We start from the raw sequence: 23,765 nt of genomic DNA on the forward strand, positions 1-23,765 counted from the left end.
CCTCCTGTTGCCGTACCGCGCACCACACCTTGCACGGGGGCGCAGAGGTCACTCAGCCGCCGCTGGCTGTTCCGGCGTCGCCCTCCGCAAGCGCGATCCGGGCCAGGTGGACCCGCGAGCGCACCGAGAGCTTGCGGAAGATCGACGCCAGATGGGTGTTGACCGTGTGCGGGGAGACGACGAGGGCCTCCGCGGCCGACCGGTTGGTGTGACCCGCGGCGATCAGCCGGGCCACCTTGCGTTCCGAGGCCGTGAGCGCGTCCCAGCCCTGGGCGGGGCGCGGCCGCAGGCCTCCGGTGCGCCGGCCGGAGCGGCTGGTGGCCCGTTCCAGATCGGCCCGGACCCGGTCGGCCTCGACATCGGCTCCCGCCTGGGCGTAGATGTCGTGGGCCCTGGTCAGGGCGGGTGTCGCGGCGGGGTCGCCTGCTGTGAGGAGCGCGCGCCCGAGGTCGGCGGATGCGGCGGCGAGGGGCAGCGGCCGGGGGCCGGTGAGGAGGATGCGCACCGACCGCTCCAAGAGTTCGTGGTCGGCGTTCGCCAGGGCGGACGCGTGGGCGGCCACCCCCTGGGCGGTCGGCACGCCGGGGTTGCGGGTGGCGTGTTCGACAGCCTGGGCCGCGAGGTCCTCGGCCAGGTTCCGGTCCCCGCCGCGCAGGGCGATCCGCACGGCCTGGACGACATGGGGGCGCAGGAGCCGCCATCGGAGGAAGGGGTGGTCACACTGCACGGATCGGACCAGTTCGGCCGCTGCCGCGTGGTCGCCGTCGGCGTCGGCGACGACGGCCTCGAAGTACTGGTGCGTGGCGTGGTTGCCCGTGTTCGGCCGATCGGCCACGGTCGCCCGCACGACGTCCAGGTGTTCCCGCGCGGCTTCGCGGTCGCCGCGCAGCATCGCGAGGAAGCCGCGGTTGACGCGGATGTTGACCAGGTTGCCGGGCAGGTGGAGGTCCGCTTCGAGCCGCTCGGCGGTGACGAGGTCGGCGTCCGCGTCGTCGAGCCGGCCGAGCCCCATGTTCAGGGTTCCCTGGGCCCAGATCAGCATGGCGGGGCGCAGGGGAGCGCCGCCCGCCGTCCGGAGCAGTCGCCGTACGGTGTCGAAGTCGTCCATGTGGATCCGGGCGACGGCCTCCTCGGGCAGGAAGGCCGTGTCGAACACGCTCAGCGCCGTGTGGTGTTCGACGGCGGCGGCGCAGTCGCCCGCGTTGAGGGCGATCTCGCCGAGGCCCCACAGCGCGAGGACACGGGCCTCCCGGTCACCGGACCGCTCCGCCTCGGCGAGCGCCCGTTCGCCGGTCTCGCGAGCGGCCCCGAGGTCGCGCCCGCGGGACCGGGCGAGGGCCTGCCGGGCGATGAGCCGGGCGCGGATCGTCGGGTCGGTGACGGCTGCCAGTGCGGCCGTCGAGCGGCGGGTCAGCTCGTGGACGTCGTCGAGGTGCCACAGCGTGTCGCCGAGTACGGACTGCAGACGGGCGAAGACGTCAAGGGGCGGCTGCCGGGCGAGCAGCGTGTCGCCGGTATCCCGTGCCTGGGTGTACCGGCCCGCGCGGGTCAGCGCGACGATGGCCCGTTCTCCCACGTCGAACACCATGGGCGCATGGGGCGGTACGAGTTCCAGGGCGCGTACGGCCAGGTCGGCGGCGAGGTCGGGCATCACGGCGATCACGTCCGTGGCGGCCGTGCCGAGCAGCCCGATCGCCTCCTGGTCGCCTGGTTCGGCGCTCTTCAGCAGATGCGGGACCGCGTCGGTGGAGCTCCGGCCCGCCGCGACGAGCCGGCTCGCGGCCTCCCGGTGCAGCGCCCGGCGTACGGAGGGGGCGAGATCGGCGTACACCGCCTGGCGGAGCAGGTCGTGGCGGAACCGGAGGCGCTCGCCGTCGTCGTGGAGGAGGGCGGCGGCGATCGCCTCGTCCACTTCGGCGCTGAGTCCGGAGGCGGGCCGACCGCACAGGGCGGCGGCGTCCGCGAGCGAGAACGCGCGGCCGAGGACCGAGCCGATCCGCAGGAAGTGGAGGGTGTCCGGCCGGAGGTCGGCCAGCCGGTCGCGTACGCCGAGGACCAGCCGCTCCGGAGGCTCCGACGCGTCCGCGCCCGACGCCGCGATGCCCGTGAGCATCTCGGCCGCGAGGAAGGGGTTGCCTCCCGCCCCGTCGAGGAGTTCCGCGACCTCCGTCGGCACGTCCCCCCCGAGGACGTCCCGTCCCAGCTCGGCCAGGGCCGTGTCGGACAGCGGCCGGAGGGGGAGGGTCGTCGTCCGCGGCCCCTGCCCGTACAGTTCCGGGTCGTTCCTGCCCGTGAGCAGCCAGAGGACCGGGCAGCTGAGCAGCCGTGTCGGCATGACACTCAGGGCGAACCGGCTCAGCGGGTCGGCCCATTGGACGTCGTCGACCGCGATCAGTACGGGCGTGCCCGCCGAGCGTTCCTCGATCAGCTGGGCCAGTCGTTCGACGAGCCAGACGCGCTGGTCGTGATGGCCCGCGAGGTCTGCGAAGTCCGTGCTGGACAGCAACGGCGGGTCACCGTGCAGGAGGCCGGAGGCCAGTGAGGCGAGCGGTGCCAGCTCGTGCAGTTCCTCGGCGCGTCCATGGCTGATGACGAACCCGTGAGCCCGCGCGATCGAGACGGTCTCCTGCAGCAGTACGGTCTTCCCGATCCCGGGCTCGCCCAGGAGCAGCGCGATCGCTCCTCCCTCGCCGTCGCGCACCGCCTCGACCAGGGCGCGCAGCCGCTCCAGCTCGGCTTCACGGCCCCGCAGCCCGGGCCGGCTCAGCCCCGCGCTCCCGGGCACCGCCATGCCTTCTCCCTCGGGCCGCTCGGGGCTCATCCCTTGACCGATCCGGCGAGCAGTCCCCGCGCGAAGTGCCGCCGGAGGGAGAAGAAGACGAGCAGCGGGACGAACGCCGCCACGAAGGCTCCTGCGGTGAGCCGCTGCCACTCGTTGCCGTACGTCCCGGCCAGGCTCGCCAGTCTGACCGTCATCGGCGCGGTCTCGGCCGTTCCGCCCAGCAGGGTCAGTGCCACGAGGAGGTCGTTCCACACCCAGATGAACTGGATGATGGCGAAGGAGACCAGGGCCGGGCGGGCCAGGGGCAGCACGATCCGGAGCAGCAGCGTCCCGTGTGACGCGCCATCGACGCGGGCGGCCTCGATCAGGTCCCGGGGCAGCCCTGCCAGGAAGTTGTGCAGGAGGAACACCGCGAACGGCAGCGCGAAGACCGTGTGGGCGAACCAGACCTGGCCGAAACGCGCCGGACCGGTGAGGTTCCACGCGGGCAGGAACAGCCAGCCCTGGGAGAACAGCTTCAGGAGGGGGACGAGCGCCATCTGGAGCGGCACGACCTGGAGCGCGAAGATGCCGACGACGAGCGCGTCCCGCCCCCTGAAGTCGATCCACGCCAGGGCGTACGCCGCGAAGAAGGCCAGCACGAGCGGGAACAGCACCGAGGGAAGGGTGATGACGACGGAGTTGACGAAGTACTCCGCGAGCCGCCCCGACCCGTTCCCGCCCCCGGACAGCACCTCGCCGTAGTTGTCGAGCGTGAGATGCGGCGTACCGAACACGGTCCACCAGCCCGTCGTCTTGATCTCCTCCTCGGGACGGAACGAGGAGAGCAGCAGACCGAGGGTCGGTGTCGTCCAGAGGACCGCGATCACCACGGCGATCGACGTGAAGGCGCGGGAGGCCAGACGCTCCCGGACGCCGTTCACGCCGTCCTCCGCTGTGCCCGGACCTGGTGGGCGACGAAGGGGGTGACGAGGACGAAGAGGAGCACGGCGAGCGCCGCACCGCGGCCCGTCTCGCCGTAGCGGAAGGTCTGGTCGTACATCTCGTGGGCGATGACGCCCGTGTCGAACTGTCCGCCGGTCATGGTCCTGACGATGTCGAAGGCCTTGAAGGTGCCGATCGTCTGGGCGAGGACCACGACGAGCAGCGTGGGCCTGATCGACGGCATGGTGATCCGCCAGAAGATCTGCCGGGGGGACGCGCCGTCGAGTCGGGCCGCCTCGGTCAGCTCTCCGGGAACGGCCCTGATCGCGGCGGCCAGCAGGACGGCTGCGAAGCCCGCCTGTGTCCACACCATCACCACGATGAGGAACAGGACGTTCCAGGGAGAGTGCACGAGCCATTGCCTCGGTTCGCCGCCGAACGCGACGACGAGCTGGTTCAGCAGCCCGATCTGCCCGGCCTCCGCGGGACGGTAGGCGTAGACGAACTTCCAGACGACACCCGCGCCGACGAAGGAGATCGCCATCGGCATCAGGACGAGGGACAGCGCGAACGCTCTGAACCGCGACCGTACGACGGCCGCCGCGTAGAGCAGACCGACCGAGGCTGCCAGCAACGGCACGAGCACCACCCACGCCAGGGTGTTGCGCAGCGCCACCATCGCCCGGGGGTCGGTGACCATCCACACGTAGTTGTCGAAGCCGGCCCACGCGTCTCCCCCGCTGTCGGTGAACGACAGGACCAGGGTGCGCAGACCGGGCAGGAGAAGACCGACCGTGAGTAGCAGCAGCGCGGGGGCCAGCAGGAGAAGGGCCGCGGCCCTTCTTCGAAACGGCCCCCGGTGCAGCGCCAGCAGGATCAGGGAGACCACCGCCGCGAAGGCGGCGACGCCCTGGAGCAGGTACAGCAGCTTGGGCTGCTGGGCGACGGCGTCGAACGACATCAGTGGCTCGGCCAGGACCGTTCGATGGAGTCGGCGACCTGCCGGGTGCTCGCGCCGCCGATCCAGTCGACGGCTCCCTTCCAGAACGTCCCGGCGCCGACCGACGCGGGCATCAGGTCCGAACCGTCGAACCTGAACTGTGTCCCGGGGTCCTGGAGCAGCTGGATCGAGAGCCTGTCGACCGGGGTGGCGGCGTTCGCCGGATCCACGCCCTTGTTCGCCGAGACGAACGGGCCCTTCTTCATACGCGCGTTCGCGAAGTCCGCGGAGGCCAGATACTCCTGGAACGCCCGCACTTCGGGACGGTCGGCGAACGCCGCGGTGAACACCCCACCGCCCAGTACGGGGCGGTCGGCCGGGTCTGCCCCCGGCAGGAGGAAGGCGTAGACGTCCTTGTCCGGTCCGATCTCGGTTCCCTTCGGCCACATGTCGGCATAGAACGAGGCCTGGCGGTGCATCGCACAGTCGCCGGAGAGAACCGGTGTGCCGGCCTCCTGGAAGGAGATCGACGCCATCGAACGGGCCGGACCGAAACCGCCGTTGGCGTACCGGTCGTTCTTGAGGATGGACCCCACGGTGTCCATGGCCATGATCACCCGCGGGTCGTTGAACGGGATCTTGTGGGTGACCCACTGGTCGTAGACGTCCGTGCCCTGCTGACGCAGCAGGACGTCCTCGATCCAGTCCGTGACGGGCCAGCCGGTCGCCTCGGCGGACTCGATGCCCGCGCACCACGGCTTGACGCCCGACGCCGCGGCCTTCTCCGTCACGGCCATCAGCTCGGACCACGTACGGGGAACGCTCAGTCCCCTGTCGCGGAAGAACTTCGGCGAGTACCAAACGAACGACTTCACGTTCGCGACCAGCGGCGTGCCGTAGAGGGTGCCGTTCACGGTCGCGTAGCTGTTCCAGTCAGCCGACCAGCCCTGCTTCGCGAGGGCCACGACCCCGGCGCTCGCGGGCTTGAGCTTCCCCGCCCGCGCAAAGCGTTCCAGGAGCCCGGGCTGAGGGAAGAACGCCACGTCCGGCACACTCCCGCCGTCGACCCGGAGCTGGATCTGGGCCTCGAACTCCCCGTCCCCCTCGTACTGGACGTCGATTCCCGTGCAGTCCGCGAAGTCCGCCCAGGTCTCTTCGAACAGGTCGGCCTCCCGGTCCCGGTTCTCCGCGTAGACGGTGACCTTGGTGCCGGGGTGCTTGCCGTACCTGGCGTACGGCCCACAGTCCACGGCGGTGTGCGACCGCGAGCCACCGTCCTGCGGAACACCACAGGCAGCGGCAAGGGCGGCGAGGGGGATGACGGCGAGCGCGAGCCTCGCGCCGAACCTCATGGGCGCATCTTCTCCGATCACCCGCCGAAGGGGTCCTCGGGGGCGATCAGAAGCTACCAGCGCTCGAACATTATCGACTAATCGTTCGATCCTGAACGATCGGGTCAGTGGGCGGTGGACCGGGCCGCGTCCTGGATCAGCTCCGCCACGGCCTTGGGCTGGGCAAGCATGACCAGATGGGAGGAGTCGACCTCGACGGTGGTCATGCCGGCGCGCTCGTACCCGTAGCGCTCCACATCGGGGTTGATCGTGCGGTCGGAGGAGGCGACCAGACCCCACGAGGGCTTGGTCTTCCACGCCGCGACAGGCGCCGCCTCCGAGAAGGCCCGTGCGGCCAGGGGGCGCTGGGAGACGGCGAGCACCGCGGCGAGGCCGGGGTCGACGTCCGCCGCGAAGAGGGCGGGGAACCTCTCGATCTCCACCGAGACGTCGGTGCCGGTCTCGGTGGAGCCGGCCACCGGGAACGGGGTGTAGACAAGCGCGTCGGCGAGACCGGAGTCGGGGAAGCGGCCCTGCAGCTCGCCCAGGCTCTCGCCCTCCTCCAGCGCGTATCCCGCGAGGTACACCAGTGCGCGGACGTTGTCCTCCGTGCCGGCGAGGGTGATGACGGCACCGCCGTAGGAGTGCCCGACCAGGATCACGGGGCCTTCGACGGCGCGGATCACCGAGGCGATGTACGCGGCGTCGTCGACGAGGCTGCGGTTGGGCACCGCCGGGGCCACCACTTCCATGCCGGCAGCGGTCAGCTCGGGGATGACGCGGGCGAAGCTGGAGGCGTCGGCGAAGGCGCCGTGGACCAGGACGACGGTGGGGCGGGCGTGTCGGGGCATGGGGGAACTCCTCGGTGCTGGAAGGGGGATGGGGCAGGGGATGCGGGAGACGGGAGGCGGATGTGTGGTGTTCGTGTGGTGCTTCACAGGCCGAAGCGGGCGCGCCTCGCCTCGGGCACCAGGTCGGTGTACTCGGGGTGCTTGCCGATCCAGCCCCGGATGAAGGGGCAGTACGGCAGGACGCGCAGCCCTCGGGCCCGGGCGTCGTCGAGGACCCCGCGGGCGAGGAGCCCGCCCAGGCCCCGGCCGGCGGACCGGCTGTCGATCTCGGTGTGGATGAAGGCGATCTCGCCCTCCGAGAGGTGGTACTCGGCGAAGCCGGCGGTCTCGGCGCCGGCTTCGCCGGCGAGGATCTCATACCGGGACTTCTCGGGCCGGTCCGTCACCTGCGGTTCCATGGGTGCTCCTGTGCGGTCGTCGTGTGACGGGGTGGGTGGGTGCGGTCAGAGCGTGCGGCGTACGCCCGCCTGGCGTTCCAGGTTGCGGAGTTGGACGGACAGGTCGCCTTCCACGGCGAGGTGGGCGGGGCCGCTGCGGCCGATGGGCAGGACCTGCTCGCTGCGCATGTCCTCGAGCATCAGGGCGAACGCCGTGTACATCGCGACGAGCGCCACCACGAGGCCGAGCGCGCCGGACGTGCGCGTCAGCCATTCGGCGCCGGTGATGCCCGCGAGGCCGGTGGCCGCCCAGCGGGGCAGGGAGACCGCGAGGACGAGCCACAGCGCGCGCTTGGGCCGGGTCACGGCGGTCATCAGGGCCCCGAAGCAGAGGAGCGCCAGGTTGAACACGCCGAGGACCTGAAGGCCGTCGGCCGCGCCGCTGAGCATGATGAGCGAGTAGGGCAGCCAGCTGCCGGCGAACACCGCCATCAGCGTCGCCGCGATCACGTCACGGGCTCCGAAGGCCAGGAAGCTCACCAGGAGTTGCAGGGCGAAGGCCGGCAGTACGGTGAAGGCGACGGCGCTGCGGGCCGTCTGGTCGAAGATCCCGAGCTGCAGGCAGCCCGTCATCACGGAGCCGATGGCTATCGTGAAGAAGCCGAGCGGCATGGGTGAGGCGATGGGGCGCAGGTTGATCCGTGTCATCGACCGGAGGTCCGGCTCGAAACGGCGTCCCGGGGGAACGTCCGGCAGGGTTGGCGGCGTGTCGCCGCCGTCGGCGGCGGGGGAGGCTGCGGACATCGGGTGGATCTCTCTTTCAGTGATCGAAGCAGGGATCGACGAAGGACGGCGTCGTGTCGGGAACGGAGCCGCGTGCGACGCGCCAGCGGCGGTGCTGCTCGGACTCGGCGACGGCCTCGGCCACGGCCGATGCCTGGCGGGCACCGCTCTGGTACCCGCCGAAGTGGGCCACCGGGCTCCACTCGGGGGCCACCGGCGGGATGGCCTCGTCGAGCCCCTCGTACTCGGCGGTCGCGTAGACGATCCGGCCGCCGACGACAGTGAGGACGGACTCGATGTCGGGAATGACGTCCTCGGGCACGGTGAGGAAGTCGTCGGAGAGGATCGCGAGGTCGCCGTAAGTCCCCTCTCGCAGAGTCCCCTTGACGTCCTGCTCGCCGGTGAGCTGCGCTCCGCCCCGGGTGTAGAGGCCGAGGGCGGTCTCCCGGTCGATCAGGTTCCCGGCCGGGTAAAGGGCCGTGCCGCCGACGGTGCGCCCGGTGACCAGCCAGTGGAGGGCGACCCACGGGTTGTACGAGGAGACGCGGGTGGCATCGGTTCCTGCGGCGACGGTCAGGCCTCGGTCGAGCATGGCCCGGACCGGCGGGGTGTGGGCGGCGGCCCCGGCGCCGTAGCGGTCGAGGAACGCGGCGCCCTGGAAGGACATCCGGTTCTGGACCGAGACGGCGCCGCCGAGGGCGGCGATCCGGTCGAGGCTGTCGGCCGAGACCGTCTCCGCGTGGTCGAAGAGCCAGCGGTTGCCGCCGGGGAAGAGTCCTTCGGCCGCGAGCTTCTCGAAGACGGCCAGGTCGCGGCGGATCGTCTCGTCGTAGGTCGCGTGGAGCCTAAAGCCCCAGCCGTTCTCAAGGAGAAGCCGGACGGCGCTCTCGAATTCGGTCTCGTAGCCGGCGCCGAGTTCGGGCCGGGGCTCGGAGAAGTTCTCGAAGTCGGCGGCGGCCCAGGTCAGGTTCTCTCCCGCGCCGTTGAGCCGGAGCCACTCGTCCCCGTCCCCGGGCTTGACCATCTCGGTCCAGCGCTTCAGGTCGGCGAGCTCCTGCCCGGCCGTCTGCGGGAAGAGGTGGTAGGCGATCCGGAGGGTCAGCTCCCCCGACCTGGCGAGGTCGGCGACCGTGGCGTAGTTGTCGGGGAAGTTCTGGAACCCGCCGGCGGCGTCGACCGCGGACGTCAGTCCGAAGCGGTTCAGCTCGCGCAGGAAGTGGCGCGTCGACGTCCGCTTGTCGGCCTCGTCGAGGGCCGGCGCATTGGCCAGGGTCGAGTACAGGATGAGGGCGCTCGGCGCCGCGAGGAGCACGCCATTGGGTTCGCCGTCCCGGCCGCGGACGATCTGCCCGCCGCGGGGATCCGGGGTGTCGCGGGTGAATCCGGCTGCCTGCACCGCGGCCCGGTTCATCAGCGCCGACTGGTACAGGTGCAGGACGAAGACCGGAGTGTCGGGGGCGGCGGCGTTCAGCTCCGCGACGGTCGGCATCCTGCACTCGGCGAACTGCTCGGCGGTCCAGCCGCCCACCACCCGGATCCACTGCCCCTTCGGGGTGCGGCCGGCCTGCTCGCGCAGCATCGCGAGGGCGTGTCGGAGGCTTCGTACGCCGTCCCAGCGCAGCTCCAGGACGTAGTTCAGGCCGCCCCGGATGACATGCAGGTGCGAGTCGTTGAGGCCGGGGATCACCCGGCGGCCGAGCGCGTCGACGACCTTCGTTCCCGGCCCGACGAGGTGGGCGAGGTCGTGGTCGTCGCCGAGGGCCGCGACCCGGCCGCCGCGGAGGGCGACGGCACGGGCCTCGGGGCGGTCGGGGTCACCGGTGAAGACCTTGGCGTTGCGGACGAGGAGGTCGGCGTGCTCGTGTTCCCGACGCGGGGCGGGGACGAGGCCCGCCACCGGCATGCTCGTCGACGGCCCGGTCATGCGAGGGCCTTGCGCAGGGTGTCGGTGGCGAGACCGATGGCGAGTTCCGCGGCCTGCGTCTCGCGCAGTGCGTTCAGCATCACGAAGTCGTGGATGACGCCCTGGACGCGCAGGGCGGTGACGGGGACGCCGGCGGCGCGGAGCTTCGCCGCGTACGCCTCGCCCTCGTCGCGCAGGACGTCGGCCTCGGCCGTGATGACCAGGGCCGGCGGCAGGCCGCTGAGCTGCTCGGTGGAGGCGCGCAGCGGGGAGGCGGTGATCTGGGCCCGCTCGGCCTCGGCGGTCGTGTACTGGTCCCAGAACCACTTCATGGCGTCGCGGCGCAGGAAGTAGCCCTCGCCGAACTGGTGGTACGAGCCGGTGTCGAAGCTCGCGTCCGTGACCGGGTAGAAGAGGACCTGCTGGACGAGCGTGACGTCGCCGCGCTGCTTGGCCATGAGGGTGAGGGCGGCGCTCATGTTGCCGCCGACCGAGTCGCCCGCGACGGCGATCCGCGTGCCGTCGAGGTCCTTGTGGTGTCCCTCGCGGGCGACCCACTGGGCGACGCTGTAGTTCTGCTCGATCGCGACGGGGTAGCGCGCCTCGGGCGAGAGGTCGTACTCGGGGAACACCACGGCCGCCCGGGTGCCGACGGCGAGTTCGCGGACGAGCCGGTCGTGGGTGTGGGCGTTGCCGAAGACCCAGCCCGCGCCGTGGATGTAGAGGATGACGGGAAGCGGGCCGGTTGCGCCGCGGGGGCGGACGATCCGGGCGCGGACGTCGCCGGTCGGGCCGCCGTGGACGGTGATCCACTCCTCGTCGACCTCGGGCAGGGGGACGCCCTCACCGCTCTGGACACCGTCCACGGCCTTACGGCCTTCGGCGACGGGGATCTGGTAGAGGTACGGCGGCTGGGCGGTGGCGTCGGCGAAGGCCTGGGCGGCGGGTTCGAGGATCGGACGGTCCTTCATGTGGGGTTCTCCTTCTGGGGATGTACGAGAGGGCGCAGGTCGGGGGCTCAGCGGGTCGCCCGCACGGCGTCGAGGATCACGTCGGTGACCACGGCCGGGCGGGAGACGGCCACGGCGTGCGACGCGTCCACTTCGGTGATGTGCGAGCCGGCGCGCCGGGCCATCCACCGTTCGGCGGCCGGCGGGATGTTCTTGTCGGCGCTGGCGATCAGCGCCCAGGACGGGATCGTCTTCCAGGCCGCTTCCCCGGCCTTCTCCTCCAGCGCGGCAGTGGCGACCGGGCGCTGGGTCGCGGCCATGACGGCCGCGTCGGCGATGGGGACGTCGGCGGCGAACTGCCGGTGGAACTTGGCCCGTTCGATGACGAGTTCGGTGCCGGTGCCACCGCCGGGCAGCGGGTACGACCGCGGGTTCACGGTGTCGCCGAGGGTGGAGCCGGGGAACTTGGCGGCGAGCTCGGCCGCGCTCTCGCCCTTGTCCGGGGTGAACGCGGCGATGTAGACGAGGGCCTTCACACGGCTGTCGCCCAGCGCGGCGCCACTGATGACGGCGCCGCCGTAGGAGTGGCCGACCAGGACGACGGGGCCCTCGACGGCGGCCAGCACGCTGCGCAGGTAGGCGGTGTCCGCGGCGAGACCGCGCAGCGGGTTGGCGGGGGCCAGGACGGGGTAGCCGGCGCGCTGCAGCCGCCTGATCGTGCCGCTCCAGCTGGAGGCGTCGGCGAACGCCCCGTGGACCAGGACGATCGTGGGCTTGGGACCGTGCCGGTCGGCGCCGGCGGCGGCCGGGACGCTCGCGGGTGCGGCGGGTGCGGCGCCCATCAGGGCGGCCAGTGTGGCCGGCAGGGCGAGGGCGAGGGTGCGCCTCTTGGGATGCATGGGGCTTCCTTGTCGGGTGGTGAGGCATTCGGGTGCGCTCGGGCGGGCGGGGGTGTGCCGGTCGGGCGGGAGGGCGCGCCGATTGGGCCGAGCGGGTGCGGCGGTCGGGCGGGGCCTCGCCTCAGAGGCCGTACGCCTCCAGGAGCCGCAGCCAGATCTCGCTGACCGTCGGGAAGGCGGGGACGGCGTGCCACAGGCGTTCGAGCGGGACTTCTCCCACGATGGCGACCGTTGCCGTGTGGATGAGTTCGGTCGCCATCGGGCCGGTGAGCGTGCAGCCGACGACGACTCCCCGGGTCTCGTCGACGACGAGCTTGGCGAGGCCGCGGTAGTCGTCCGCGTGGAGCGCGGCGCCGGCGACGTCGTCGATGCGGTACTCCACCGTGCGCACCGCGAGACCCGCTTCGCGTGCCGCGCGTTCCGTGAGACCGACGCTCGCGACCTCCGGACGGGTGAAGACGGCCTGCGGGACGGCGACGTGGTCGGCTTCCGCGCTCCACGGCTGCCGGCCTCCGGTGACGACCGGGCGCCCCGCGGATCGCTCGGCGATCGCCGCCGCGCAGGCGCGGGCCTGGTACTTGGCCATATGGGTCAGCGGCGCACGGTGGTTCACGTCGCCGACGGCATAGAGCCAGTCGCCCTCGACTGCCGTGACGCGGCAGGTGTCGTCGACCGGGAGCCAGTCGCGTGCCGCCAGTCCGACGGAGTCCAGGCCGAGGTCCGCGGTCCGCGGGCGCCTGCCGGCCGCGGCCAGGACCTCGTCGCAGACGAGGGCGGTGCCGTCGTCGGTGTCCACGGTCACCGCACGGGTGTCCTCGTCACGGGCGACCCGGACGGCCGACACCCCGAAGCGGATCGTGACGCCCAGATCGCTCAGACCCCGGGCGACCTCTTCGCCGGCGCACGGCTCCCAGCCGGTCAGCAGGGCCTGGTCGCGGACCAGCAGGGTGACGGAGGAGCCGAGCGAGCGCCACGCGGTGGCCATCTCGCAGGCCACCACTCCCCCGCCGATGACGACGAGCCGCTCGGGCACCGCGTCGGCCGTGGTGGCCTGCCGGCTGGTCCACACACCGATCCGGTCGAGCCCCTCCACTGGCGGAAGGGCGGGCTCCGTGCCGGTGCAGACCACGACCGCGCGCCGGGCCCGCAGGGTACGGACCGTGCCGTCGGCCCCGGTCACCTCCACCCGGCGCTCACCGGCGAGCCGTCCGTGCCCCCGTACGAGCGCGATGCCCGCACCGTCGAGCCAGTGGGCCTGGCCGGTGTCGTCGCCCCGCCCGGTGAAACGGTCACGGCGGGCCAGGACGCGCGCCGGGTCGAGTGCCGCCGTGACCGCCTGCCGGGCCCCGTCGACCGAGCGGGCCTCCGCCCGGGCGGCGCCGGGTCGCAGCAGGGCCTTGCTCGGGACGCAGGCACGGTAGGAGCACTCGCCGCCGACGGCGTCGGCCTCGACGACGACGGCGGTCAGCCCCGACCGGACGACCCGGTCTGCGGCGACCTCGCCGCCCGGCCCGCCGCCGACCACGACGACGTCGTACGTGTCCTCCATCAGCCGTGCACCAGTGGGGTGTCCACCAGGTGTTCGGCCAGGAACCACACCTGCGCCTCGCCGGTGCGGATGACATCGGAGACGAGCAGGTCGGCGCTGCCCTCGTCGCCCTCCCCGGAGAGCCGGGCGGCGGCGTCCCGGGCGTCGATCAGGATCCGCTCGTGCGCGTCGAGGAGCCGCGACAGCATGACGGGCACCGGCTCGACGCCGTCCGGCGGCCGGGGGATCGACGTCAGCTCCGCGACGTGACGCGGGTCTCCGGCGGCGACGCCGCCGAGGCTCTGGACCCGCTCGGCCAGCGCGTCCACGATGGCCAGTTGGGCCTCCGCGTGCTTGTCCAGCATCAGGTGGAGCGAGTAGAAGGTCGCCCCGCGCATGAGCCAGTGGTGCTTCTTGTAGAGGGAGTAGAGGATCTGCGTGTCGGCGAGGACGCGGTTCAGCCGCTGGCAGGCGTACATGCGGGTGTCGTGGCCGAGGCCGATCGGCAACTGCTTGAGCGTGCCGAACGCCTGGGTCTCGGCGCCCTTCTGGTGCAGCAGCGGCTGGCCGCCGCCGTGCGGGGTCGTGAGGGTGTCCATCGCGTGCTCCTGTTCGGGAGAGAAGGTGGGAAGGGCCCGGCCGCCCGGTCGGGGGGGTACGCGGGCGGCCGGACCCGGTCTGTGCGGCTCGCGCTCAGCGCTCGGCGATCGCCGGGGCGGCGGTCCGGTGCAGGACGAGCCGGGTGAGGAGTCCGCTGCCGAGACCGGCCACGAGCGCGAGGGCCGCCCACCACAGCGGGTACGGCGTGAGGCCGAGGGCCGCGTCGAGGGACCAGTCACCGGGTCCGGTGGCGGCGAGGGCGGCGGCGGTGCCGATGAGGACGAGCGGGTACTCGTACCCGTCGTTCTGCACCCAGAGGCCGTGGCGCCACTTCACGGTGAGGGCGACCGTCATGACCCCGATGACCCCGGTCGCGGCGAGCGGGGTCAGGAGGCCGGCCGCGAGCAGCAGACCCGACCCGATCTGGCCGCCGCCCGCCGCCAGGGCGGTGAGGGCACCGCCGCGGAAGCCGTCGGCGCGGAACTCCTCGGTACCGCCCTCAAGTCCCTTGCCGCCCAGGTGCGAGCTGATCTTCTGCACACCGTGGCCGGCGACGAGCAGTCCCACCAGCAGACGCAGGATCAGAATGCCGGTGTCCACAGGGGTCAGCCGGCCGCGTGCGCGCCGATGACGCTCTGCGCGTACACGACGCCCAGGCCGTACGCACCCGCGTGGGCCTTGACGATCTCCATGACCGCGCCGTACGACTCCTGGCGCGCCCAGTCGCGCTGGAGTTCCAGGAGCACCTGTACCCAGGTCACCGGCACCGCTCCGGCGGCGATCATCCGCTGGAGCGCGTGCTCGTGGGCGGCCGGGCTGACGCCGCCGGAGGCGTCGGAGACCACGTACACCTCGTATCCCTGCTCAAGCGCGGACAGCGCGGGCAGCACCAGGCAGACCTCGGTCCACAGCCCGGACAGGATGATCTTCTTGCGCCCGGTCGCCTTGACCGCCGCCACGAGCGCCTCGTCCTCCCAGGCGTTCATGGTCGTGCGGTCGATGGCCTCGTGCTTGGGGAACACCTCGGCGAGCTGGGGCAGCAGGGGCCCGGAGAACGATTCGGCGGCGACCGTGGTCAGGACGGCCGGCACATCGAACGCCTGAGCCGCCTTGGCCAGACCCACGGTGCTGTTGATGATCGCGGCGCGATCGCCGCTCCCGGTGCCGAAGAACATCTGCGGCTGGTGGTCCACGAAGAGCATGACCGAGTTGTCGGGCGTGAGCAGATCCTTGCTCGGGGCGGCCTGCACCTTGTTGATGTCGAACACGAGGAGTCCTCTCGAAGCAATCGGTAACGTGCCCGCCGCGTCCGCGGCTCGGCACTTCTGCAAGCTACGAGCGACCCGACCGACCGGGTTGACCTCCTGCGCCCAGGGGTTGGCACGACAGCGCACAACCGGTCAAGGACCAGAGCCGCGCAGTGTCGCGGGCGCGAACGCGCGAGGCTGTGACGCCAGCACACTCGCCCCGAGACTCCTGAGAACGGTAACCACACCCCAACCCAACGAAGGGCCGCCTCACCAGCGGAAACACCGCCAGGAACGGGCTGTGGCTGGGGAGAATCCGGGGAGAATAAAGGTCCGGTGGGGAGCGGCTGGGGAGAATCGACCGCGCAAAACGGCATCACGCTGAAAGCCCCGGAAACGAGCGAATTCGCAGGTCAGCCCGCTCGTACAGCAATCCGCGCAGGTCAGCGGCGTCCGGGTGACGTCTTCAAGAAGATCTCCTCCTGGGCCGCCATCCTGTTTGCACCCACGTTGGTAGGAACCATCTACGGCATGAACTTCCAGACCATGCCAGAGCTGCGCTGGGCGCTCGGATACCCATTCGCAGTTGCCCTGATGGCGGCAGTCTGCATCAGTTTGTACCTCATCTTCAAACGTCGGGACTGGCTCTAGACTGAGCAACTAACCGCATCTCCCGCCTATTTGATTTTCATCTGTACCGTCAAAAAATCAAGCGCTTGACGTGCCCTGGGGACCAGCCGACCGCGCCGACGTCGTACGTCGCTACGAAGCTCTGCGCGACATGCACGCGGGACTAGCCGCCGCGACGGCGAAATGACCTCACGCCGAGGAACGCTCTCGGAGGTGCTACCGACCCACGATCACGACGAGGAGGAGGAGAGCCAGGGCGAGCAGCGCCACGAGGGCCCCGACGACGACGTTGCGCGGGTCGGGCGGATCATAGGTGACCAGGACGGTGTCGCCGTCGTTGAGTGGTTGGCGCCGGGTTGGGGGACGGGGCAGGCGATCTCCATCACCCTGTCGTCCTCCGTCACGAACTGCAGCAACGGGGTCGGTTCCTCCCCGGGGGGGACCGGGCCGCCGCTTTACCAGGGCCGGCACCCGCAGGTCGATACCCCATGGCAACGGGCTCCGGCATAGCCCCGCCGACCCGGAAAGCCCTCCGGACGGGACTGTTCAGTTCGTGTAGTCGGGCCTGGCCGTCCCGAGATGCTCCGCCACCGTCCGGAGCCAGGCTTCGACCGAGAACGGGGCCGGCGGCTCGACCTCCATGCCGAGCTCAGCGACGCCGACTGCGTAGTCGTGCTCCTCCGGCCCCAGAGCGAGCAGTTCGTGGATCTCGCCGACGAGCCGGGCGGTCGGCTGGGGATCAACCGTTGCCCTGTAGTCGCGGACCGCCGCATCGTGGTCGCCGAACTCGTCGGGCATGTCCTGCGAGAACCAACCGCCGAGGAACTGTCCCAGCTCCCCGAAGCGGGCGTGCCACTCCCAGTGGGTCTGGGGCGCGACCGGCGGAGGCACATCGCCGGACTCGATGCTGCGCTTGATGTGGTCGGCCATCGCGGACAGCCAGCCTTGAGTCCGGGACTCGGACAGCCCGATGTCGGGTACCGAAACGTCACCCGCGCGGCCCGCACATCGACGGGCTCGCGACCGGCGAGCATCATCGCCTGCAGCCGCACGCGCCCGACGGGCGGCTCCTCATGGGACGGCCAAGCGCCCTCGATGGTGAACCTCGGTCGCGTGCCCTGGGCCAGCCGGCGATGTACGGCCTGCTCGTCGGATAGGTGGCAGAACGGGTACGCACGGGAGATCCTCAGCCGATGGTGAAGCCCCAGAAGATGCCGACTTCCGTGGCGGAGACAGCGATTACACCACAATCCATTACGTGGCTGGTGAAGCCCTCATAGGCACCATCGCGACGGAACATATCGGCATGGGGATTGCCTCGCGCCGTCGCCGCATTGGTAAAAAACAGCGTGTCCTCTCCGAATCTTTCCAGGATCGTTCTCGCGTGCGAGGTCAGCTCGGCCTCTCGCGCATCGAAATCCGGAATGTCCTCTGTTTGGAACCACTCACCCTGGAGAGTGACCAGGATTTGTTCGGCGCCCCTCCTGGACACAGGAAAGGCCGTGCTGAAGTCTCCTGGCGTGACAGCGCTGAACGGGCTGTCCGGGCCGGTGCCGTAATCGCCCCCAGGCGGTGCCGCGGCAACCTTCGACCAGCCACGCGGATCATCCGTCCGCAGTTGCATGACGTCGAGGGCGTCCAGGCGCCAGTCATCGCGCCGCCGCGCCCCCACCGCCGCGAACATGCCCTCCCCGAAAAGGGCCCGCAGGGAACGGCTCCACGAGGTGGCGTCAATCCGAGTCACGGGCCTTGCCTCAGTTCTCCGCGTGCGCACTACGGGTGCCGGGTCTTGTCGGTGGCATGGAAGTGAGAACGACGAACGGCGGGTGGCTCCCCGGGTTGGGTCTCAGAACGACCCATCCGTTGGTCACGTCACGCGCGGCGGTGTCGCCCCGATACCACGACCCTCCCACGACGTCGTTCGTCGTGGGAGGAGTGAGCGTGACGGCAACAGGCCAGCAGGGCGTTATTCCGCTTCGGCGGTCGAGATCTGTTCGAGGAGCTCTGTGTACAGGGATCGCCTGTCGGGGCGGACGTGGGCGGCGGCGTGTCTGAGGGCGGGGATCGACGACGTGCCCATGACGGTGAGTCCCTCGGCGGCGGCCTTGCGGACGGTGGGGTGGGGGTGTTCCAGCAGCCCGGTCAGGGCGGGGATCGCGGGGGTCCAACTCGCGTGGGAGAGGGTCCGGATCGCCGTGCGCACCAGGTCCGGCTGGGGGTCGGCCAGCAGGGTCGACGTGTGGTGAAGGTAGGTCTGCCGGTCCAGCACGGCCCGCGAGGTGCGGTGGGCGTGCAGGCGGACCTTCGGCTTCGGGTGGTGCAGCAGCTCGCCGAGCAGGTCCCGGAGGCCGGGGTCCTGGTCCGGGTCGGAGCCCCGGTGTTCCTCGGCCAGTCGCGTGAGTGCTCGGCGTATCCGCATCGGGTCGCCGGTGCGGGCCAGGTCCAGGAGGTGCTGCCGCGAGGGGGGTTGCGCCGGCGGCGCGGCCGGGGTGCGGTCGCGGAGGGCGGCCAGCGCGGCGGCGTCCTGCCGTACGGCGTCGGGGTGGCGCAGCGGACCCTCGACGAGGAGCAGGCCGTCCGCGAGGTCGTCGCGGCCTTCGGCACGCAGCCGGCGGCAGGTCCGCACCAGCGCGGGGGTGCGCAGCAGGGGACGCCCGCGGAGCAGGTCGAGGAACCCCCAGGCTCCGGCGTCGAGCCGGTCGCCGAGATGCTCCGCCAGTACGTCGGAGGGGGCCCGGCGCAGCGCCCGCCCGGCTGCGGAGCTGCCGGCCGGCGGGTCGTGCTCCCACCAGTCCAGCAGGAGCGGAATGAATGGCTCCAGCTCCCCCGGGTCGAGGCGGCCCGCTGCCAGGGCGACCCTGTCGTGCAGGACGCCTTCCGCGCGGAGTTCCGTCTCGCCGACGGCGTTGAGCGTGTGGGCCAGGTCGGCACCGACCGGTACGTCGATGCGCCCTTGCAGAAATGCTCGCAGCACGGGAAGCCTGGCCTCGGGCTCGGGCCACTCCGAGAGCGCCAGGGCCGCAGTGTGCCGGTGATCCGGAGCGGGCGCCTGCAGCATGGTCAGCAGGCGCTCCCGCAGTGCGGTCGAACGGGGCTGGTCGAGGTCGTCGATGTGTACCGTCCGCGGTCGCGGCGTCTGCGGGTACGTGGTCTCGGTGATGGTCCAGGGTGGTGCGTCGAGCGGCTGGATGTCCGTCATCCAGTCGATGAGGGCGGCGCGGACCTCGGGGCCGGCGGAGGCGTGGACATCGATCAGCGTGCTCAGGCGCTCCCGGGAGTCCGGGATCCCCTCGGGCCCGGGAGGGAGTCGGCGGAATCGTTCCAGGGTGCTCGGCGTGCGCGCTGCCGCGTCCAGCCCGGCTCGCCACGCCTCGGCTTCGGCCGGCGCAGCCGGCGCAGCCGGCGCGACGAACGCCTCCCGCAGCACAGCGGTCTCGGCCTGCCAGGGGTTGGCACCCAGCCGCGCCGAGGCAAGTGCCTGCTCGAGGTCGGCGCGGACCAGCACCGCGCCGAGTCCGCGGAGCAGCGTCAGCAGGGACCGGCCCCCGGGCGCGGGGGGCAGCGCGCGTACCGCGTCGGCGGCTGCCGGCTTCAGAGCCGCCGCCAGAGTCGGCCCGACCGCTTCGAGTACCGCGACGAGGTCGTTCCGGTCTCGGGCCGAGGCCTCGGCGAGCCCGTCGAGCAGGACGCTGTGGGACCGGGCGAAGGCCGTCAGCTCCTCGGTCGTCCACGGTGCCGGGCAGAGCCGGAGGACGAGGGCCAGTACGCGACCTCGTACAGCGGGTTCGGAGCCGGCCAGGCGAAGCCAGTCCGGCAGCATGGGCCGCAGTTCCCGCAGTCGGGCGGGGTGCGGCTGCTCACGCCTCTGGGCGACGCGCAGCGCGACCGACGGGTTCCAGCCCTCCGCCGCCAGCGACCTGAGGTCCCGGTCCGCTGCGCCGTCCACCGCCGGCCCCGGCGTGGCGGGCGGGGTGATCCCGTGCTCGGCCATGGCCGCCGACAGCTCCTCGACCGTCCCGGAAGCCAGGCCGACCCGGCCGGTCGCCACGAGGGCGAGGAGGGTCGGTGCGACCCGTGACGCCTGGTCGGCCAGAGCGAGGACCGAGGCCGCCGGCAGTGTGCGGTCGAGGCCTTCCAGCAGCAGTTCGCGGGCGCGGGCGTCTTCGCTGTGTTCGGCGGCGGCGAGGACGGTCGCCGGGTACGCGTCGCCGAGGACGGCGCGCAGCGCCTCGACGAGCGAGCCGCGCAGGCCCGGGTTGTCGTGACGCCCGAGCCAGCGGAGCAGTGCCGGTACCGCCACGGGCGTGCCCGCGCGGACCAGGACCTCGGCGGCGGTCTTCTTGATGTTCATGTTCGGATGGTCGAGACATGCGGCGATCGCGGCGCAGGCCCAGCGGGCCCGCGCGTGGCCGAGTGCGAGCAGCGCCTGCCGGACGGTCTGGACGTCCTGGGCGGCGGTCAGCGCGATCAAGGTCGCCGACAAGGCTTGCGCGTCGTCCCCGGTGGCGTCGCGGGCGAGCAGTGCGAGCACGTGCTTGCGGACGTGCCGGTCGCGGTGCCGCAACAGGTGGTGCACCCGCGTACGGGTGCGCGCGTACGGGGCCCGGAGCAGGAGTTCGAGCAGGACCGCCTGCTCGCCGGCCGACAGGCCGGGCCGGTCCAGCAGATCCAGACCCATGGTCGCGACGAGTGCGTGTCCGGCCTCTCGTTCGGTCGCCGCATCGAGCAGGCAGGACGGCCTGATCCGTCCGCGCCTGTGGAGACGACGGCCCAGGCCGTGTACGGCATCCAGGATCTCCTGGGGTACGACGGGCTCGACGGGCTCCCCGGCCGGCCGTCCGGTGTCGAGTCGCGGGGCGGCTCCGCCCGGCTCCCACGACGCCGCCAGCTCGGCCACGACGCGCAGGAGCAGGTCCGCGATGACCGGCAGCGTGCCGGCGCCGCCGTGCGCGGCCAGTCGGCACAGTGCCGCCACCGGCCCGTCCGGATCCAGATGGGAACTCAGGAGGGCGAGTTCCTGCTCGTCCGGACCACCGAGATCCGCCGCGATGCGGGTCGGCAGATCGGCGGGATCGAGACGGACGAGGAGGGCACGTCGCTGTGACGGGTCGTCGGTCAGATGCCACAGCACCTCGAGGGCGCGGCTGCGCACCGCGCGCAGATGCGGCGCGATCACGCCCGCGCTCTCCGCCGCGGCGAGACCGAGCCCTTCCCTCAGTGCCGTCGCCGTCCGGTGACCGCCGATGGCCTCCAGAGCATTCAGGGCCGCTGCCGGAGCGGAGGGCAGGAGAGCGATCACGGCGTCTTCGGCATCCGCGTGGCGCAAGGCGCGGATCGCGTCGAGAAAGGGCCCTGGCACGGGAGCCGAGGGAAGAACCCGTGTGATCGCGTCCCCGATCGGCAGCTCCCCCGTCCCCTGTCCGGCCAGGGCGACCAGCAGCGTGAGCCGCCGCGGCCAGCTCGGATCGTCGGCGTCCGCATCCACCAGTACGCGCAGCACCACCTGTCGGCAGGTGTACAGGATCGTCGCGACCTCGTGGGGCGGGACGGAGTGATCGGCCAGCGCCAGGCCGATGATGGACGGGACGTGCGGACCGTCCGGGAAGTGCCCCCGCCGGTGGAGCCCGCGCAGGCACGTCACCGCGGGCCCGCCGAACAGCAGGGGGTCCCGTGCGGCGATGGCCGTCAGCGCGCCGATGTCCCCGCGGTCCGCCAGGTCACCGAGCAGTTCCATCCCGCGCCGGCGAAGACCCGGCGGCAGATCCGGATCGTCGACGACCTGCCGCAGCAGGCCTGCGTGCCCGTGACGGACGGCAGCCGCGATGGCGGCATCGGCCACCTCGGGCCGCGTGATCACCGAGTCGGCAGCGAGAAAGGGAGACAGGAGCCGCTGCGGCAGGGGATCCAACGCCGCCCACGGCTCGGCGAGTTCCCCCAGTACGTCGGCGACGACGGCCGCGCTGCCGGCACCGAGCAGGCGGATCGCACACGCGCGAACCAGTGCGGGAGCCAGCAGACCGGCATGCAGCCCCTGCCGGGCCAGCTGCAGCGCCGCGGCCTGCAACACCGGGTCACCGCTGTCGGCCAGTTCGTTCACCAGTTGCCCGGGCCGGTGCGCGCAGGTGACGGTCATTTCCCGCACGGCCTGGTACAGCAGTTCGCCCCGGGGTTCCTTCCGGATCAACGTCGGTTCGTTGATCAGCTCAGCACGCAGCCAGGCGATCTGCACCCGCGCCGGCAGCCCGGCCGAACGCCACGACGGCCGGCGGAGCCCCTGGCGATACGGGCCCAGTCGTTCATGGAGCCGCGCCAGGACGAGCGCCGCCTCCGGCGGTCCCTCCACCGATTCCGGCAGCAGCCCCGCGAGTTCGGCCGTCTCGGGCTCGTCACCCGTCCGGCACGACGTGACCCGCTCGCTCAGAAGGACCAGGCCCAGATGCCGAATGCGGGGATCGTCGTGCCGGATGAGGCGTTCGAAGACGGCCGGCGGGCAGAGCTGCGCGTCAACATGGCCGGCCAGCCAGCCGACGTCAGCTCGGCGCACCGCATCGTGGAAGGGCTTGTCTGCCGGCGTGATCATCATCGGATGCTAATGCGGACGTCCCCCGCACCACCAGCAGGTGATCTGCGGCAGCCGGCAGAGCGGCGCTCCCGCGCTCTTGACCGGGACGCGTCAAGGGGGTTCACTCCCGCTCACGCTCAGGTCTGGACCAGCGCTCGAATCGAGGCCCCCCATGTCCATACCCTTACGCAGACGCGGATCGACGCTGGCAGCGCTTGTCGGCAGCTCCTTGGCACTTGTTCTCGGCTGGGGTCCGGCCACCTCGGCCGTCACGCCCGTCATGCCCGTCACGCCCGTCACCCGGGCGGCAGCCGTCGACGCCGTCACCTTCGAGGACGACTTCGACGGCCCGGGCGGGGCCGCCGTGGACACCGGGAAGTGGCAGATCGAGACCGGGGACAACGTCAACAACCACGAGCGGCAGTGGTACACGCCGGGCGCCGCCAACGCCGCGCTCGACGGCCGGGGCAACCTGGTGATCACCGCCCGCCGCGAGAATCCCGGCAACTACCAGTGCTGGTACGGCCGGTGCGAGTACACCTCCGCGCGCTTGAACACCGCCGGCCGGTTCACCCAGGCGTACGGGCACGTCGAGACCCGGATGAAGGTACCGCGCGGGCAGGGCATGTGGCCCGCCTTCTGGATGCTCGGCCATGACATCGGCCAGGTCGGCTGGCCGAACAGCGGTGAGATCGACGTCATGGAGAACGTCGGGTACGAGCCGTCGACCGTGCACGGCACCGTCCACGGGCCCGGGTACTCGGGCGGCGGGGGCATCGGGGCTGCGTACACGCTGTCCGGCGGTCGTGCCTTCGCCGACGACTTCCGCACCTTCGCCGTGGACTGGGCGCCGGGCTCGATCACCTGGTCCGTGGACGGGCAGGTCTACCAGCGCCGGACCCCCGCCGACCTCGGCGGCCGGCGGTGGGTCTTCGACAAGCCGTTCTTCCTCATCCTCAACCTCGCGGTGGGCGGCGACTGGCCGGGGAACCCGGACGGTTCGACGCAGTTCCCCAACCAGCTCGTGGTCGATTACGTGCGCGTCACCACCTCCGATGGCGGCGGCGGGCGTACCGGAACCTTCGTCGGGCTGGCCGGCAAGTGCCTGGACGTGGCCGGCTCGCAGACCGCCAACGGCACCCAGGTCCAGCTCTACACCTGCAACGGCACGGGCGCCCAGCGGTGGACGCTGCCGGGCGACGGCACCGTCCGGGCGCTCGGCAAGTGCCTGGACGTCAACGCGGCCTCCACGGAACCCGGCGCCAAGGTCCAGCTGTGGGACTGCAACGGCTCCGGCGCCCAGCGCTTCGACCACAACGCCACCACCCGGGACCTGGTGAACGTCCAGGCCGACAAGTGCGTGGACGTCCGCGAGCAGAACCCGGCCGATGCGACCCCGGTCCAGAGCTGGTGGTGCAGCGGCAATCCCAACCAGAAGTGGACTTTCACCGGCTGAGC

General features: G+C 71.8%; 18 protein-coding genes and 1 pseudogene. 2 read left to right on the plus strand and 17 right to left on the minus strand.

Annotated elements, in window-relative coordinates; all coding sequences use genetic code 11:
• Window positions 1-52: 52 nt before the first annotated feature.
• From AB5J51_RS10615 to AB5J51_RS10680, 14 genes are all read right to left on the minus strand, one after another.
• Window positions 53-2,821: an AAA family ATPase gene (locus AB5J51_RS10615; protein ID WP_369777543.1), complete on the minus strand. Its 2,769-nt coding sequence runs from the start codon at window positions 2,819-2,821 to the stop codon at window positions 53-55.
• Window positions 2,818-3,705 carry a carbohydrate ABC transporter permease gene (locus tag AB5J51_RS10620; protein ID WP_345195806.1) on the minus strand — a complete coding sequence of 296 codons (888 nt, stop codon included), beginning with the start codon at window positions 3,703-3,705 and terminating at the stop codon, window positions 2,818-2,820. The genes AB5J51_RS10615 and AB5J51_RS10620 overlap by 4 nt, the downstream gene beginning before the upstream one ends.
• Entirely contained in the window at window positions 3,702-4,667 is a 966-nt protein-coding gene (locus tag AB5J51_RS10625; RefSeq protein WP_369777544.1) for a carbohydrate ABC transporter permease, read from the minus strand. Before AB5J51_RS10625 ends, AB5J51_RS10620 begins: the two co-directional genes overlap by 4 nt.
• Window positions 4,667-5,998 (minus strand): ABC transporter substrate-binding protein, encoded by a 1,332-nt coding sequence (locus tag AB5J51_RS10630; RefSeq protein WP_369777545.1) that lies wholly within the window; start codon window positions 5,996-5,998, stop codon window positions 4,667-4,669. The genes AB5J51_RS10625 and AB5J51_RS10630 overlap by 1 nt, the downstream gene beginning before the upstream one ends.
• 104 nt (window positions 5,999-6,102) lie before the next feature.
• Window positions 6,103-6,828, minus strand: a complete 726-nt coding sequence (locus AB5J51_RS10635) for an alpha/beta fold hydrolase (protein WP_369777546.1) — start codon at window positions 6,826-6,828, stop codon at window positions 6,103-6,105.
• 83 nt (window positions 6,829-6,911) lie between these two features.
• On the minus strand, window positions 6,912-7,226 hold the full coding sequence (locus AB5J51_RS10640; RefSeq protein WP_369777547.1) for a GNAT family N-acetyltransferase: 315 nt from the start codon (window positions 7,224-7,226) through the stop codon (window positions 6,912-6,914).
• 45 nt (window positions 7,227-7,271) lie between these two features.
• The gene (locus AB5J51_RS10645; RefSeq protein ID WP_369777548.1) at window positions 7,272-8,009 is read right to left on the minus strand and encodes a GPR1/FUN34/YaaH family transporter; all 738 of its coding nucleotides are present in this window, start codon (window positions 8,007-8,009) and stop codon (window positions 7,272-7,274) included.
• 16 nt (window positions 8,010-8,025) lie between these two features.
• Window positions 8,026-9,912 (minus strand): amidohydrolase, encoded by a 1,887-nt coding sequence (locus AB5J51_RS10650; RefSeq protein ID WP_369777549.1) that lies wholly within the window; start codon window positions 9,910-9,912, stop codon window positions 8,026-8,028.
• The gene (locus AB5J51_RS10655; RefSeq protein ID WP_369777551.1) at window positions 9,909-10,862 is read right to left on the minus strand and encodes an alpha/beta hydrolase; all 954 of its coding nucleotides are present in this window, start codon (window positions 10,860-10,862) and stop codon (window positions 9,909-9,911) included. Before AB5J51_RS10655 ends, AB5J51_RS10650 begins: the two co-directional genes overlap by 4 nt.
• Window positions 10,863-10,909: 47 nt before the next feature.
• Window positions 10,910-11,740 (minus strand): alpha/beta fold hydrolase, encoded by an 831-nt coding sequence (locus tag AB5J51_RS10660; RefSeq protein WP_369777552.1) that lies wholly within the window; start codon window positions 11,738-11,740, stop codon window positions 10,910-10,912.
• Window positions 11,741-11,861: 121 nt separating this feature from the next.
• The gene (locus AB5J51_RS10665) at window positions 11,862-13,289 is read right to left on the minus strand and encodes an NAD(P)/FAD-dependent oxidoreductase (protein ID WP_369777553.1); all 1,428 of its coding nucleotides are present in this window, start codon (window positions 13,287-13,289) and stop codon (window positions 11,862-11,864) included.
• Window positions 13,289-13,867 carry a Dps family protein gene (locus AB5J51_RS10670; RefSeq protein WP_369777554.1) on the minus strand — a complete coding sequence of 193 codons (579 nt, stop codon included), beginning with the start codon at window positions 13,865-13,867 and terminating at the stop codon, window positions 13,289-13,291. Before AB5J51_RS10670 ends, AB5J51_RS10665 begins: the two co-directional genes overlap by 1 nt.
• Window positions 13,868-13,961: 94 nt before the next feature.
• Complete coding sequence (locus AB5J51_RS10675; RefSeq protein ID WP_369777555.1) at window positions 13,962-14,468, minus strand: DoxX family protein; 507 nt, start codon at window positions 14,466-14,468, stop codon at window positions 13,962-13,964.
• Between the two features lie 5 nt (window positions 14,469-14,473).
• The gene (locus AB5J51_RS10680; RefSeq protein WP_229335867.1) at window positions 14,474-15,136 is read right to left on the minus strand and encodes a hydrolase; all 663 of its coding nucleotides are present in this window, start codon (window positions 15,134-15,136) and stop codon (window positions 14,474-14,476) included.
• 447 nt (window positions 15,137-15,583) lie between these two features.
• On the opposite strand from AB5J51_RS10680, the pseudogene AB5J51_RS10685 reads away from it, so the two are divergent.
• Window positions 15,584-15,766 (plus strand): annotated as a pseudogene (locus tag AB5J51_RS10685) (CorA family divalent cation transporter); the annotation flags it as partial.
• A 525-nt stretch (window positions 15,767-16,291) separates the two neighbouring features.
• Here the strand turns inward: AB5J51_RS10685 and AB5J51_RS10690 are convergent.
• The 3 genes from AB5J51_RS10690 to AB5J51_RS10700 all read right to left on the minus strand — a co-directional run bounded on the left by AB5J51_RS10690 (window position 16,292) and on the right by AB5J51_RS10700 (window position 22,325).
• Window positions 16,292-16,675 carry a contact-dependent growth inhibition system immunity protein gene (locus AB5J51_RS10690; protein WP_369777556.1) on the minus strand — a complete coding sequence of 128 codons (384 nt, stop codon included), beginning with the start codon at window positions 16,673-16,675 and terminating at the stop codon, window positions 16,292-16,294.
• 256 nt (window positions 16,676-16,931) lie between these two features.
• On the minus strand, window positions 16,932-17,429 hold the full coding sequence (locus AB5J51_RS10695) for a hypothetical protein (protein WP_369777557.1): 498 nt from the start codon (window positions 17,427-17,429) through the stop codon (window positions 16,932-16,934).
• Between the two features lie 282 nt (window positions 17,430-17,711).
• Window positions 17,712-22,325, minus strand: a complete 4,614-nt coding sequence (locus AB5J51_RS10700) for a HEAT repeat domain-containing protein (RefSeq protein ID WP_369777558.1) — start codon at window positions 22,323-22,325, stop codon at window positions 17,712-17,714.
• A 154-nt stretch (window positions 22,326-22,479) separates the two neighbouring features.
• Here AB5J51_RS10700 and AB5J51_RS10705 point away from each other — a divergent pair, with 154 nt between their 5' ends.
• On the plus strand, window positions 22,480-23,763 hold the full coding sequence (locus tag AB5J51_RS10705; protein ID WP_369777559.1) for a family 16 glycosylhydrolase: 1,284 nt from the start codon (window positions 22,480-22,482) through the stop codon (window positions 23,761-23,763).
• Window positions 23,764-23,765 lie beyond the last annotated feature (2 nt).

The sequence above is a fragment of the Streptomyces sp. R33 genome (assembly GCF_041200175.1).
In the GTDB taxonomy this organism is placed as follows: Bacteria; Actinomycetota; Actinomycetes; order Streptomycetales; family Streptomycetaceae; genus Streptomyces; species Streptomyces katrae_B.

Excerpts from the sequence above, each read along its gene's own strand:
- AB5J51_RS10650 (WP_369777549.1), bottom strand. The coding sequence starts at position 9,912 with ATGACCGGGCCGTCGACGAGCATGCCGGTGGCGGGCCTCGTCCCCGCC.
- AB5J51_RS10670 (WP_369777554.1), bottom strand. The coding sequence starts at position 13,867 with ATGGACACCCTCACGACCCCGCACGGCGGCGGCCAGCCGCTGCTGCAC.
- AB5J51_RS10645 (WP_369777548.1), bottom strand. The coding sequence starts at position 8,009 with ATGTCCGCAGCCTCCCCCGCCGCCGACGGCGGCGACACGCCGCCAACC.
- AB5J51_RS10615 (WP_369777543.1), bottom strand. The coding sequence starts at position 2,821 with ATGAGCCCCGAGCGGCCCGAGGGAGAAGGCATGGCGGTGCCCGGGAGC.
- AB5J51_RS10635 (WP_369777546.1), bottom strand. The coding sequence starts at position 6,828 with ATGCCCCGACACGCCCGCCCCACCGTCGTCCTGGTCCACGGCGCCTTC.
- AB5J51_RS10655 (WP_369777551.1), bottom strand. The coding sequence starts at position 10,862 with ATGAAGGACCGTCCGATCCTCGAACCCGCCGCCCAGGCCTTCGCCGAC.
- AB5J51_RS10700 (WP_369777558.1), bottom strand. The coding sequence starts at position 22,325 with ATGATCACGCCGGCAGACAAGCCCTTCCACGATGCGGTGCGCCGAGCT.
- AB5J51_RS10640 (WP_369777547.1), bottom strand. The coding sequence starts at position 7,226 with ATGGAACCGCAGGTGACGGACCGGCCCGAGAAGTCCCGGTATGAGATC.
- AB5J51_RS10690 (WP_369777556.1), bottom strand. The coding sequence starts at position 16,675 with ATGGCCGACCACATCAAGCGCAGCATCGAGTCCGGCGATGTGCCTCCG.
- AB5J51_RS10665 (WP_369777553.1), bottom strand. The coding sequence starts at position 13,289 with ATGGAGGACACGTACGACGTCGTCGTGGTCGGCGGCGGGCCGGGCGGC.
- AB5J51_RS10625 (WP_369777544.1), bottom strand. The coding sequence starts at position 4,667 with ATGTCGTTCGACGCCGTCGCCCAGCAGCCCAAGCTGCTGTACCTGCTC.
- AB5J51_RS10660 (WP_369777552.1), bottom strand. The coding sequence starts at position 11,740 with ATGCATCCCAAGAGGCGCACCCTCGCCCTCGCCCTGCCGGCCACACTG.
- AB5J51_RS10695 (WP_369777557.1), bottom strand. The coding sequence starts at position 17,429 with ATGTTCGCGGCGGTGGGGGCGCGGCGGCGCGATGACTGGCGCCTGGAC.
- AB5J51_RS10630 (WP_369777545.1), bottom strand. The coding sequence starts at position 5,998 with ATGAGGTTCGGCGCGAGGCTCGCGCTCGCCGTCATCCCCCTCGCCGCC.
- AB5J51_RS10705 (WP_369777559.1), top strand. The coding sequence starts at position 22,480 with ATGTCCATACCCTTACGCAGACGCGGATCGACGCTGGCAGCGCTTGTC.